This window comes from Streptomyces actuosus, from assembly GCF_016921115.1.
GTDB lineage: Bacteria > Actinomycetota > Actinomycetes > Streptomycetales > Streptomycetaceae > Streptomyces > Streptomyces actuosus_A.
Window position 1 is genome coordinate 48495 of the sequence record NZ_JAFFZS010000026.1, and the last position, 11586, is coordinate 60080.

Annotated in this window: 12 protein-coding genes; 8 read left to right on the forward strand and 4 right to left on the reverse strand. The window is 73.5% G+C overall.

The genetic code is table 11. The features are described from left to right. Positions 1 to 1292: 1292 nt before the first annotated feature. On the forward strand, positions 1293 to 1766 hold the full coding sequence (locus tag JS756_RS26045) for a C40 family peptidase (RefSeq protein WP_205385641.1): 474 nt from the start codon (positions 1293 to 1295) through the stop codon (positions 1764 to 1766). A gap of 1053 nt (positions 1767 to 2819) precedes the next feature. Here JS756_RS26045 and JS756_RS26050 read toward each other — a convergent pair. After that, positions 2820 to 3281: an ATP-binding protein gene (locus JS756_RS26050; protein ID WP_205385642.1), complete on the reverse strand. Its 462-nt coding sequence runs from the start codon at positions 3279 to 3281 to the stop codon at positions 2820 to 2822. A gap of 214 nt (positions 3282 to 3495) precedes the next feature. On the opposite strand from JS756_RS26050, the gene JS756_RS26055 reads away from it, so the two are divergent. Both JS756_RS26055 and JS756_RS26060 read left to right on the forward strand, forming a co-directional pair. Continuing rightward, positions 3496 to 4353 carry a helix-turn-helix domain-containing protein gene (locus JS756_RS26055; RefSeq protein WP_205385643.1) on the forward strand — a complete coding sequence of 286 codons (858 nt, stop codon included), beginning with the start codon at positions 3496 to 3498 and terminating at the stop codon, positions 4351 to 4353. Between the two features lie 9 nt (positions 4354 to 4362). Next, a complete protein-coding gene (locus JS756_RS26060) occupies positions 4363 to 4593 on the forward strand; it encodes a DUF397 domain-containing protein (protein ID WP_205385644.1) in 231 nt (76 codons plus the stop codon). 51 nt (positions 4594 to 4644) lie between these two features. Here the strand turns inward: JS756_RS26060 and JS756_RS26065 are convergent, their stop codons facing one another. Further along, positions 4645 to 5772 carry an 8-amino-7-oxononanoate synthase gene (locus JS756_RS26065; protein ID WP_205385645.1) on the reverse strand — a complete coding sequence of 376 codons (1128 nt, stop codon included), beginning with the start codon at positions 5770 to 5772 and terminating at the stop codon, positions 4645 to 4647. 149 nt (positions 5773 to 5921) lie between these two features. On the opposite strand from JS756_RS26065, the gene bioB reads away from it, so the two are divergent. From bioB to JS756_RS26085, 4 genes are all read left to right on the forward strand, one after another. Next, positions 5922 to 7139 (forward strand): biotin synthase BioB, encoded by a 1218-nt coding sequence (bioB, locus tag JS756_RS26070; protein ID WP_205385646.1) that lies wholly within the window; start codon positions 5922 to 5924, stop codon positions 7137 to 7139. Continuing rightward, positions 7132 to 8412, forward strand: a complete 1281-nt coding sequence (locus JS756_RS26075) for an adenosylmethionine--8-amino-7-oxononanoate transaminase (protein ID WP_205385647.1) — start codon at positions 7132 to 7134, stop codon at positions 8410 to 8412. Before bioB ends, JS756_RS26075 begins: the two co-directional genes overlap by 8 nt. A 1-nt stretch (position 8413) precedes the next feature. Beyond that, a complete protein-coding gene (bioD, locus tag JS756_RS26080) occupies positions 8414 to 9139 on the forward strand; it encodes a dethiobiotin synthase (RefSeq protein WP_205385648.1) in 726 nt (241 codons plus the stop codon). A 142-nt stretch (positions 9140 to 9281) separates the two neighbouring features. Continuing rightward, positions 9282 to 9968 (forward strand): class I SAM-dependent methyltransferase, encoded by a 687-nt coding sequence (locus JS756_RS26085; RefSeq protein ID WP_205385649.1) that lies wholly within the window; start codon positions 9282 to 9284, stop codon positions 9966 to 9968. Between the two features lie 17 nt (positions 9969 to 9985). Here JS756_RS26085 and JS756_RS26090 read toward each other — a convergent pair whose 3' ends face one another. Both JS756_RS26090 and JS756_RS26095 read right to left on the reverse strand, forming a co-directional pair. Next, complete coding sequence (locus JS756_RS26090; RefSeq protein ID WP_205385650.1) at positions 9986 to 10360, reverse strand: fic family toxin-antitoxin system, toxin component; 375 nt, start codon at positions 10358 to 10360, stop codon at positions 9986 to 9988. A gap of 4 nt (positions 10361 to 10364) precedes the next feature. After that, positions 10365 to 10610, reverse strand: coding sequence for a toxin-antitoxin system HicB family antitoxin (locus JS756_RS26095; RefSeq protein ID WP_205385651.1), 246 nt, complete (start codon positions 10608 to 10610; stop codon positions 10365 to 10367). A 139-nt stretch (positions 10611 to 10749) separates the two neighbouring features. Here JS756_RS26095 and JS756_RS26100 point away from each other — a divergent pair, with 139 nt between their 5' ends. Beyond that, a complete protein-coding gene (locus tag JS756_RS26100) occupies positions 10750 to 11586 on the forward strand; it encodes an ABC transporter ATP-binding protein (RefSeq protein ID WP_205385652.1) in 837 nt (278 codons plus the stop codon).

An 11586-nucleotide genomic window follows, 5' to 3' on the forward strand; every position in this document is an offset into this window, starting at 1 on the left:
AGATGGCGCGATTCGGCGCGATCAGGAAAGAGAAACCCCTGGTGGCGTGGATGCGCAGGCTAGTTCGCCGGAGTTTCAGCGACGTTAACCAGACCTTGATCGTCACATGACCCGCCCCTGGTCTCGGGCTTACGCGGCGGCACGCGCCGGACATTGCACACGATCGGGGTGCGCGCGGCGCCGGCCGCCGAACCCGACCGCACCGGACGGCGAGAACCGGGCGAGTGAACAAGCGGACGAGGGTGCGGACGGCGTCCCCGGGTCAGCACGGGGAATCGGCGAGCCCCGGCGGGACGGCACACCGGCCACCGCCCGCAGGAGGCCGGTGCGGCATCGAGCGGAGAGGGTCTTCGACGCCCGGGCGGCGGTGGGCCGGGCCTTCCCGATCGGACCGTCCCGAGCCGCCTGGACACCCTCGCCCCGCCGACCGGCGGGAGGTGAGCACGCCGGCACGGTCCTCCGCACCGCCGCCCCTGCCCGCGCCGACGAGAGCCGGGGGAGAGCCGATCGACCGTTGTCCGGAGGCGGTCGGCCGCCCGGCCGGACCGACTCGGCGCACCACGGTGGCACCCACCGCGGTCCGCGCGCCGGCCGGGAGGACGGTGGCGCTGCGCGAGACGCTCGCACCGATGCACCGACGGGGTGAATCGGAACCGCACGCCGGCACCCTCGCGCGGGCGCTCGTCGTGCGGGACGGCGGGCGCCGCACGGCGCGCGTCACCCTGCCTCAGCGCTCCGACAGTTGACGCCCCGGCAGTGTCGGTGGCCGCAGGTACCCCCGGAGCGGGACGGTCGGGCCCTGCTTGAAACGGACCGAACGACGGTCCCTCCGTCGGCGTAGGCGGACCCCCGATTTCGGGGGCATCGAGGTTGCGCACGCTGCCTGCCCGCACAGCGGAACGATCTCCTCCGCCGCTGGTCCGGGGGTGGTCGTAGGGGTGGACACCGGATCGAACGCGGAGGTGTCCACCCGAACGGGTGAGTGGTGAGCAACAACACACATTGCCGGTTCCATTGGGATTTTCGGACACACGTGAGTGAAGATCCGTTCCTGACGGCAAGCCCCCGCCACAAGCGGCGGGGCGGTCCGGGCGGACGCCGAGTCCTGCCGCCGCCCGGACGACCGGTCGACAGGAGTGGATCGGCAGGAGTGGAGGACCCAGGCAAGGCGGGCCGACGGGACGTCAGTTCCGAGCGGCCCTTGGGGTGAAGTCGCGGTGACGCGACCGGGCTACTTCGCCAGCCCGAATCCGACAGGTCATCCTTCACAGGCGGCTGACGAAGGGTTGCGCATGACTGCGCTCAATCGTGTCCCGTCTCTGATGGCCCGGGCAGGTACCGCCTCGGCCCTCACCCTCGCCGCCGTCGGCGGCTCCATCGCCGTCCCCGGTCTGGCCACCGAAGCCGCTGCCGCCACGCCGGCCACCAGGGCGCTCCAGATCGCGGCCTCCAAGAAGGGCGCACCGTACAAGTGGGGTGCCACCGGACCCCACCGCTTCGACTGCTCCGGGCTGACGCTGTACTCGTTCAAGAAGGCGGGCAAGCGGCTTCCGCGGACCGCGGCGCAGCAGTACAACACGACCCGACATGTCTCCGCCACCCACCGCAAGGCCGGTGACCTGGTGTTCTTCCACTCGGGCAGGAACGTCTACCACGTGGGGATCTACGCCGGCCGGGGGAAGATCTGGCACGCCCCGAAGACCGGGGACGTGGTCAAACTGCAGAAGATCTGGACGAGGAGCGTCTGGTACGGGCGCGTGAGCTGAGCTCCTGAGCTCCCCGGGGCGGAGGCTGCTCCCTGACGCGCAGTCACCGCCCCGGGGCCCTGAGAGGCCGGCGGAGGCCCGGGCGGCCCAGGAGGCGCCCCCCAGGGGGCTCTGCGCGACGACCGCACGGCGGCGTCCGGGCGCCGTGCCGCGGACGTGGACCCCGCCGGTGGGCCACCGGGCCCGGGAACCGGCCGCGGCCATGGCCGGGACGCGGCTGCGCCCCGCCTCCGGCCGAGCGGACGGGGCGGCCGTACCGCGGGCGGGGCAGGTCCGGTGCGCGGGGACCCTGTTCCGCCGCCGGGCCCGGCTGGCCCGAGGAACCTTCCGCGGCCGGGAGGGCGGCGGGACCGCTGGGTGCCGTGCCCTCGCACGGCGGGGGTCCCGGAAGGGCCGCTCCGCGGCAGTGGGGGCCGGGGCCGCAGCAAGGCCCGTGGACGCCTCGAAGCGGGCCCGGGGGGCCGACCCGCGGGACAGGCCCTCCCCCGTGCCGTAAGAAGAGCTGTGGGACCACTCCGATGCCCGGCAGCGTCACGAGTCGTCGATCCCGGTCGGACCGAGGCCGTGGTGCCCCCGAACCGCCGCCGGCCGGAGCGCCGGCCCGCACCCGGCGGCGAAGGATCCTCCGGGTGGAGCACCCGAGACCGGACGGACGCGACCCACCCGAGCGGAGGCGAGGAGGCCCGGCGATCGAAGGGACCCGTCGCCGGACCGACGAGGCCCGTCCGGCGGACGAGGCCTCCCGGCCGGAGGGCTCACCACTCGAACGGAGGGGGTCCCGCCCGGAACGGCCCCCGGACCGCCAAGGGCGGTTCCGGTCCCGCGCGCGGCCCGGCCGCCCGTCGTGACTCCCCGTCGCCCCGGGCCGGCACCGCGCCGGTGTCCTCCGCGCGTCGCGCTCGCCGGGCACCGTGCTCTCGGCGGGCCGGGGCCCGGGCGCGCCGGGCCGGCCGGAGCGGCGAGCCGCCTCGGACCGGCCGGGGTCCGCATCGTCGGGTCCCAGGGGCGCCGGGGGCCGGGTCGGCCGGGGCACTCACGCTCGCCGGGGCCGGGTCATGGGTCCGGCTGCACGACCGTCGTCGCCACCGGCTCGGCCGGGACGGTCCACGGCAGGGCGATGGAGACCGTCTTGCCGCCCTCGCGGGTGGGACGGACGCTGAGCTTGCCCCCGTTCTCCGCGGCCAGCCAGCGGATGATCACCATCCCGCGGCCGTTGTCCTGCTGGACGGCGGCAGGCAGCCGTTTGGGGAAGCGGGGGTGGCTGTCGGTCACACCGATGCGCAGCTGTTCGTCACGGTCGAGGGCGAGGTCGACCGTGAAGGTGGGTGACTGCCCGAAGGTGTGCTGCACGGAATTGGTGGCGAGCTCGGAGACGATCAACCGGATGGTGTCGGCGGCGTCCGTGTCCGCCGGCAGGCCCCACTCCGCAAGCGTGCCGATCACGAAGGAGCGGGCGGCGGAGACCGAGGCGGGATCGCTCGGCAGAGTGACGGATGCTTCCAGGTGGTCTGCCATGGCGACGTCGTCCCTTTCCCGCGGGACCGCGGTCCGACACGAGGCGGATGGTTCGAGTACGGTCCCGGACTGGTGCTTCGCCCGTCAGACTGCCATCACCGAGCCGGTCGCGGGTGGCGATCCACCAAGATGTGCATATATCTGTCGCTCAAAGCGGTGAACTCTGCTACGGCAGAGCGCATTTGGGCGGCCCGGTCATAGTAAGGAGGGACCCATGCAGCACGGTCCCGCGGTGCGCCGGCGCAAACTCGGCGCCGAACTGCGCGCCCTGCGCACCGGCGCGGGGCTCACCAGCGGTGAGGCGGCCCGGCTGGTGGGCTGGCACCAGTCGAAGGTCAGCCGAATCGAAACCGGCGCGAGCGGCGTGAAACCGCCCGATGTGCGGTTACTCCTGGACGTGTACGGGGTCGAGGACGACGAGTTGCGGGAGTTGCTGCTGGTACTGTCCGGGGTCCGGGACGGCCGGCGGGACCACTGGTGGCACGCCTACCGCGGGGTGCTGCCACCCACCTACCGCGACTTCATCAGTCTGGAGTCGCAGGCCAGCGCGATGCGCACACTGGAGACCTCCGTCGTTCCGGGGCTGCTGCAGACCCCGGAGTACGCCCGCGCGGTGACGAGCGCCGCCGTGGGCACGGTGGACGAGGACCGGTTGGACGCGCTGGTGGAGGTACGCCTGGCCAGGCAGGACGTACTGCGGTCGGATCCGCCCCTGGCGCTCGACGCGGTGCTGGACGAGGCCGTGCTGCACCGGGAGGTGGGTGGCCCGGAGGTGATGGCCCGTCAGCGGGCGCGGCTGGTGGAGGCGGCGCGGCTGCCACAGGTCCGGCTCCAGGTGCTGCCGTTCTCCGCGGGGGCGCATATCGGCATCACCGGCCCTTTCGTCATCTTCTCATTTCCGAGCACTTCCGATCTGGACGTGGTTGTTCTCGACCACTTGACGAGTAGCCTCTACCTCGAACGGAAAGAAGACCTCCGGGCCTACACCGAGGCCTTCGACTCCCTCAGGATCCACGCCCTCTCCCCCGAGGACTCGTTGGATGTCATCGCCGGAACAGGTGACGGCGCGTAAGGAGGCACCATGACCGCACTGCCTCGGAACGTACCTTCCACGACCGATCTGCCCGATGTGCGGTGGCTGCGCAGCAGCTACAGCACGGGAGCCAACAACTGCGTCGAGACGGCCCGGCCGGCCGCGGGCCCGCTCGCCGGACTGCTCGCGGTGCGCGACTCCAAGGACCCGGCCGGGCCCGCACTGCTCTTCTCCCCGGAAAGCTGGACATGGTTCACGGCCGTGGCGAACCGGCTCTGACCCCGGCCCCGTTCCTGCCCGTCCGGCGGCGCACGGCCGTGGTACGCCGACTCAAGGTCGCGTCTCGCCGATCACTCGTACAGCGCGTTCGATCTGCCCCTCGGAGAGGTCCGCACGGGCGGTGAGCCTCAGCCGCGAGATGCCGTCGGGAACGGAAGGAGGCCGGAAGCATCCCACGGCGAGCCCCGCGGCGCGGCAGTCGGCCGCCCAGCGCACGGCGTCCTCCGGGGACGGTGCCCGCACGGAGACGACCGCGGCGTCGGGGCGCACCGCCTCCAGGCCCGCGGCCGTCAGGCGGGCGTGCAGTTCGCCCGCCACCGCGCGCGCCCGCGCCGCCCGCTCCGGCTCGCGGCGCAGCAGGCGCAGGGCGGCCAGGGCCGCCCCCGCGGCGGCGGGGGCGAGACCGGTGTCGAAGATGAACGTCCGTGCGGCGTTCACCAGATGGTCGATCACCCGGGCGGGGCCGAGGACGGCTCCGCCCTGGCTGCCGAGCGACTTGGACAGCGTCAGCGTCACCACGACGTCGTCGGCGCCCGCGAGTCCCGCCCCTTCCGCGGCCCCGCGGCCCCCGGTGCCCAGGACGCCGAACCCGTGTGCGTCGTCCACCAGCAGCCCGGCGCCGTGCTCGCGGCAGGACGCGGCCAGATCCGCCAGCGGGGCCGCGTCGCCGTCGACGGAGAAGACCGTGTCGGAGACGGTGACGGCGGCCCCGTCGTGGGTTCCCAGCGCCTTGCGTACGGCGTCCGGGTCCGCGTGCGCCACCACCTGGGTGGTGCCGCGGGCCAGCCGGCAGCCGTCGATGAGCGAGGCGTGGTTGCCGGCGTCGGACACGATCAGGGTGCCGTGCGGGGCCAGCGCGGTGACGGCGGCCAGGTTGGCGGCGTAGCCGGAGGAGAAGACCAGAGCGGCCTCGACGCCGCAGAAGTCGGCGAGCTCGCGCTCGAGTTCGGTGTGCAGCTCGGTGGTCCCCGTGACCAGCCGGGAGCCGGTCGCGCCGCCGCCCCAGTCGCGTGCGGCGCGGGCGGCGCCGTCGGTGACCTCCGGGTGGCGGGCCAGGCCGAGATAGTCGTTGCTCGCGAGATCGAGCAGCGGGCTGTTCGACGGACGGGGCCTGAGGGTCCGTACGAGTCCGGCGCGGCGGCGCAGCTCCGCCTGTTCGTCGATCCAGCCGAACGCCATGGGGCCCTCCGGTCGTTTTGTAGGCAGCGCACAGACCCTAGCGGCCCGACAAGCCGCCCAGGGTGTGGCAATACCCACACGGCGAAGCGTCTGCTGTTGTCCGATCCCTCCTTGGCCGCGGGCGGTCGGGTAGGACAGGATCAGATCTCATGGACCTGCTGAAGACGCTGGTGGACAAGGGGCTGCGGCGCGAGCAGCCGACCCGTGAGGAGGCGCTCGCCGTCCTCGCGACCTCCGACGACGATCTGCTCGACGTGGTGGCCGCGGCCGGAAGGGTGCGCCGGCAGTGGTTCGGGCGCCGGGTGAAACTCAACTATCTGGTCAACCTCAAGTCCGGGCTGTGTCCCGAGGACTGCTCCTACTGTTCTCAGCGCCTGGGCTCCAAGGCCGACATCCTGAAGTACACGTGGCTCAAGCCCGGGCAGGCCTCCGAGGCGGCCGCGGCCGGACTGGCCGGTGGGGCCAAGCGGGTGTGCCTGGTGGCCAGCGGGCGCGGCCCGACCGACCGGGACGTGGACCGGGTCTCCGAGACCATCCGGGCCATCAAGGATCAGAACGAGGGCGTCGAGGTGTGCGCCTGCCTCGGGCTGCTCTCCGACGGCCAGGCCGAGCGGCTGCGCGAGGCCGGCGCGGACGCCTACAACCACAACCTCAACACGTCCGAGGCGACGTACGGGGACATCACGAGCACCCACACCTACGCCGACCGGGTCGACACGGTGCAGAAGGCCCACGCCGCCGGACTGTCCGCGTGCTCCGGTCTGATCGCCGGCATGGGCGAGACCGACGAGGACCTGGTCGACGTGGTGTTCTCGCTGCGCGCTCTGGATCCGGACTCGGTGCCGGTCAACTTCCTCATCCCCTTCGAGGGCACGCCGCTGGCCACCGAGTGGAACCTCACCCCGCAGCGCTGCCTGCGGATCCTTGCGATGGTCCGGTTCGTGTGCCCGGACGTCGAGGTCCGCATCGCCGGCGGCCGTGAGGTCCACCTGCGCGCCCTGCAGCCGCTCGCCCTGCACCTGGCCAACTCGATCTTCCTCGGCGACTACCTGACCAGCGAGGGCCAGGCCGGCAAGGCCGACCTGGAGATGATCGCGGACGCCGGCTTCGAGGTGGAGGGCGCCGACCAGGTCACCCTGCCCGAGCACCGGGCGGCCGGCGGCTGCGGATCGCACGAGGCGGCCGGCTGCGGATCGCACGAGGGCGCCGCTAGCTGCGCGTCCGAGGAGGCCGGTGGCTGCGGATCGCACGAGGGCGGCGTCTGCGGTTCCGCCCCGGCCGCCGCGCAGGCGGCGGGCGACGCCCGCACCGACCTGGTCGCCGTCCGCCGTCGCGGCGCCGGAACGGACCTCGCGCCCAATGCCTGACCTGAGCACGGCCGAGTTGCTGGACCTGGACCGCCGGCATGTGTGGCACCCGTACGGACCCATGCCCGGGCAGGCCGAACCACTCGTCGTCGAGGCGGCGAGCGGGGTCCGGCTGAAGCTCGCCGACGGCTCGGGCGAACTGGTCGACGGGATGTCGTCGTGGTGGTCGGCGATCCACGGCTACAACCACCCGGTGCTCAACGAGGCGGCGCACGACCAGCTGGGGCGGATGAGCCACGTCATGTTCGGCGGGCTCACCCACGAGCCCGCCGTGCGGCTGGCGAAACTGCTCGTCGACATCGCGCCGGACGGCCTGGAGCACGTCTTCCTCGCCGACTCCGGCTCGGTGTCGGTCGAGGTCGCGGTCAAGATGTGCCTGCAGTACTGGCGTTCGCTGGGCCGGCCAGAGAAGCGGCGGCTGATGACCTGGCGCGGCGGCTACCACGGCGACACCTGGCAGCCGATGTCGGTGTGCGACCCCGACGGCGGCATGCACGACCTGTGGACGGGGGTGCTGCCCCGCCAGGTGTTCGCCGAGGCGCCGCCCGCGGAGTACGACGAGGCCTACGCCGAGCTCGTACGCGCGACCGTCGAGCGGCACGCGCACGAGCTCGCCGCCGTGATCGTGGAACCGGTGGTGCAGGGCGCGGGCGGTATGCGGTTCCACTCCCCCGCGTACCTGCGGGTGCTGCGTGAGGCGTGCGACGCGCACGACGTGCTGCTGGTGTTCGACGAGATCGCCACCGGGTTCGGGCGCACCGGCGAGCTGTTCGCCGCCGGCCACGCCGGCGTGGCGCCGGACGTGATGTGCATGGGCAAGGCGCTCACCGGCGGCTACCTCACGCTCGCGGCGACCCTGTGCACGGCGCGGATCGCTGAGGGGATCTCCCGGGGCGAGGTACCGGTGCTGGCGCACGGCCCGACCTTCATGGGCAACCCGCTCGCCGCCTCGGTGGCGTGCGCCTCGATCGGACTGCTGCTCGGCCAGGACTGGCGGGCCGAGGTGGCGCGGATCGGGACCGGGCTGCGCTCGGGGCTGGCACCGGCGGCCTCCCTGCCGGGTGTGAAGGACGTCCGCGTGCTCGGCGCGATCGGGGTCGTCCAGCTCAATCACCCCGTGGACATGCGGGCGGCCACGCGGGCCGCGGTGCGCGAGGGCGTCTGGCTGCGGCCGTTCCGCGACCTCGTCTACACGATGCCGCCGTACGTCACCGGCGACGCGGACGTGGCACGGATCGCGCGCGCGGTGTGCGCCGCGGCACGGGAGGGATGACATGTCGGTACTGGTGATCACGGGTACGGGCACCGAGGTCGGCAAGACGGTCACGACCGCGGCGGTGGCCGCCGCCGCGGTCGCCTCGGGCCGGTCGGTGGCCGTGCTCAAGGCCGCGCAGACCGGGGTGGCGCCCGGCGAGCGCGGGGACGCCGACGAGGTGGCGCGGCTGGCCGGCGGTGTGACGGCGGCCGAGGTCGCCCGCTATCCCGAGCCGCTGGCGCCCGCGACGGCCGCACGGCGCGCCGGTCTGGAGCCGGTGCACCCGCAGCAGGTCGCCGAGGCCGCCGCCAAGCTCGCCACCGAGCACGACCTGGTGCTGGTCGAGGGCGCGGGGGGCCTGATGGTGCGGCTCGACGAGGCCGGCGGGACACTGGCGGACACGGCCCGGCTGCTGGGTGCACCCGTCCTGCTCGTGGCCTCCGCCGGTCTGGGCACCCTCAACATCGTCGAGCTGACGGCACGTGAACTTCGGGGCCAGGAAACGGAGTTGCTGGGGCTGGTGATCGGCAGCTGGCCGCACGAGCCCGACCTCGCCTGCCGGTGCAACCTCGCCGACCTGCCCGACGTGGCCGGGGTGCCGTTGCTCGGCGCGGTGCCGGACGGAGCGGGGGCGCTCACCCCCGCAGAGTTCCGCGCTGCGGCTCCGGGTTGGCTGTCGCCGCGGCTGGACGGCACGTGGGACGCGGAGGCGTTCCGGGTACGGGAGGCGCCCCCCGCCCCCTGAGCCCGGGCCGGCCGCACCGGGCGACCACCGCCGGGTGTGCCGGGGCGGTGACGGGGGACAATCGCGGTAGGGCCCGCCGGATGCGGAGGCCCTCGCGCCTCCGCCGCGCTCCCGGCACCGACCGAGCAGGGAGGTACCCCCCATGTCCACCGGCTCCGCGAAGGTGGCCCGGGACGCCGTCCACCATCCGCTGTTCGCCCGCTGCTACGCGCGGCTGAGCGTGACGGCCGAGACCCGCATGGGCATGGCCGGAGTGCGCGAGCGGCTGCTCGCCGGGCTGTCCGGGCGGGTGATCGAGATCGGCGCGGGCAACGGACTGAACTTCGCGCACTATCCGGAGACGGTCTCCGAGGTCGTCGCGATCGAACCCGAGCCCCTGCTGAGGAGGCTGGCCGTGGAGGCCGCCCTGCGGGCCGACGTGCCCGTCGACGTCGCGCCGGGCGCCGCGGAGGCCCTGCCGGTCAAGAGCGAGGCCTTCGACGCCGCGGTGGTCTCCCTGGTGCTGTGCAGCGTGCGGGACGTGCCGCAGGCCCTGGCCGAGGTGCGCCGGGTACTGCGTCCGGGTGGCGTCGTGCGGTTCTTCGAGCACGGCCGCGGCGGGGGCCGGGCGATGCGGGTCACGCAGCGTGCGCTGGACGCGGCGGTGTGGCCGCTGCTGAACGGCGGCTGCCATCTGTCCCGGGAGCCGGTCGCCTCGCTGCGCGCGGCCGGCTTCGCCCTGGGGCCGTACCGGCAGGTGATGATGCCGCAGGAGGGGCCGCGGCTGCCGACCTCGCACTGCGTGCTGGGCACGGCGTGGGCACCGCAGGACGGGCCGCGCCGGGCCTGATCGGCACGCGGGGCCGATCAGACCGTCCAGCGGCGCAGTTCCTCGGCGATGACGTGGACCGACGCCTCGCCGCTCTTGACCAGTCGGGCCAGGTCGCGGACCTGCACGGGCGAGGTGGCGACCTTCAGGCCGCTGGCCACGAGGTAGGCGTAGGCGACGGCCGAGGCGAACAGGGCGTTGGAACGCTCCAGTGCGGGCACGTGGATCAGCAGTTGGAGCAGCGCGGCGGCCCGCGCGTGCGGGGTGTCGTAGACGGGCACGTCGAAGATGTCGGCGCGGTGCCGGGCGACGGCGGCGACGAGGGCTCCCCAGTCCGTGACCTGGGGATCGCCGGGGGTCTTCTGCTCGGCGAGCATGAGCAGCCAGGAGAGGTCGATCCTGAGCTCGTTCAACGGATCAGCGCTTCCGGCCCTCGCCGTGCCGGGCCTCGCCGCCCGCCCCGAACTCCTCGGCGAAGACGGACTCGTAGCTCTTCATGAAGTCGGCGGCGGCCTCCACGAAGGTGCGCCCCGCCTCCCCCGTGTCCTGTCTGACCAGTTCCTCGATGTAGCGGTTGACGCTCATGCCGCGGGCCAGCGCGCGTTCCCGGGCGGCGCGGGCGGTGTCCTCGTCCACACGCACGTTCAGCTGGGTCTTCGCCATGACCTCGACGCTAGCGCCGGACCGCTAGCAACGGCAAGCGCGGACTCCTGCCGGGGGCGGATACCGGATGTGGGCGGGGTCACACTAGGCTCGGGCGGGACACGGCAGTCGCACCGTCCACCCGAGCGAGGAGGCAGCCTTGCCCTCACCTGCTGCGGAGCACGCCCAGGAGAAGGCCCCGACGGACGGGGTGGCGGCCCGCGCCCGCGGGCTGACGAAGGCCTATGGACAGGGCGAGACGACGGTACTGGCGCTGGACGCCGTGGACGTCGACATCGCGCGCGGCCGGTTCACGGCCGTCATGGGCCCGTCGGGCTCCGGAAAGTCCACGCTGATGCACTGTCTGGCGGGGCTGGACACGGTCTCCGCCGGTCAGGTGTGGCTCGGCGACACCGAGATCACCGGGCTGCGGGACCGCGAGCTGACCCGGCTGCGGCGGGACCGGATCGGCTTCATGTTCCAGTCCTTCAATCTGATTCCCACGCTGACCGCGCTGGAGAACATCACCCTGCCCATGGACATCGCCGGCCGGAAACCGGACCCGGCGTGGCTGGACCAGGTCGTCGACACCCTCGGCCTCCGCGACCGGCTCGGACACCGGCCGGCGCAACTGTCCGGCGGACAGCAGCAGCGGGTGGCGTGCGCCCGGGCTCTGCTGTCCCGCCCCGAACTCGTCTTCGCGGACGAACCCACCGGCAACCTCGACTCCCGGGCCGGCCTGGAGGTGCTCGGCTTCCTGCGGGAGGCCGTCGACGACCTGGGCCAGACCGTCGTCATGGTCACCCACGACCCGGGCGCCGCCGCCCACTCGGATCTGGTGCTCTTCCTCGCCGACGGACGGATCGTAGACGAGATGGAGCAGCCCACCGCGGCAGCGGTGCTGGAACGGATGCGGCTGTTCACCGGGCGCGCTCCCAGGACGGCGGAGACCGACGCGGACGTCCGGCGCGTCGCCGAGACGGCCGGAGAGGACTGA

Bases quoted from the DNA above. Each gene is read 5' to 3' on its own strand.
- JS756_RS26055 (WP_205385643.1), top strand. From the start codon at position 3,496: ATGCAGCACGGTCCCGCGGTGCGCCGGCGCAAACTCGGCGCCGAACTG.
- JS756_RS26045 (WP_205385641.1), top strand. From the start codon at position 1,293: ATGACTGCGCTCAATCGTGTCCCGTCTCTGATGGCCCGGGCAGGTACC.
- JS756_RS26060 (WP_205385644.1), top strand. From the start codon at position 4,363: ATGACCGCACTGCCTCGGAACGTACCTTCCACGACCGATCTGCCCGAT.
- bioB (WP_205385646.1), top strand. From the start codon at position 5,922: ATGGACCTGCTGAAGACGCTGGTGGACAAGGGGCTGCGGCGCGAGCAG.
- JS756_RS26085 (WP_205385649.1), top strand. From the start codon at position 9,282: ATGTCCACCGGCTCCGCGAAGGTGGCCCGGGACGCCGTCCACCATCCG.
- JS756_RS26075 (WP_205385647.1), top strand. From the start codon at position 7,132: ATGCCTGACCTGAGCACGGCCGAGTTGCTGGACCTGGACCGCCGGCAT.
- JS756_RS26050 (WP_205385642.1), bottom strand. From the start codon at position 3,281: ATGGCAGACCACCTGGAAGCATCCGTCACTCTGCCGAGCGATCCCGCC.
- JS756_RS26065 (WP_205385645.1), bottom strand. From the start codon at position 5,772: ATGGCGTTCGGCTGGATCGACGAACAGGCGGAGCTGCGCCGCCGCGCC.
- JS756_RS26095 (WP_205385651.1), bottom strand. From the start codon at position 10,610: ATGGCGAAGACCCAGCTGAACGTGCGTGTGGACGAGGACACCGCCCGC.
- bioD (WP_205385648.1), top strand. From the start codon at position 8,414: ATGTCGGTACTGGTGATCACGGGTACGGGCACCGAGGTCGGCAAGACG.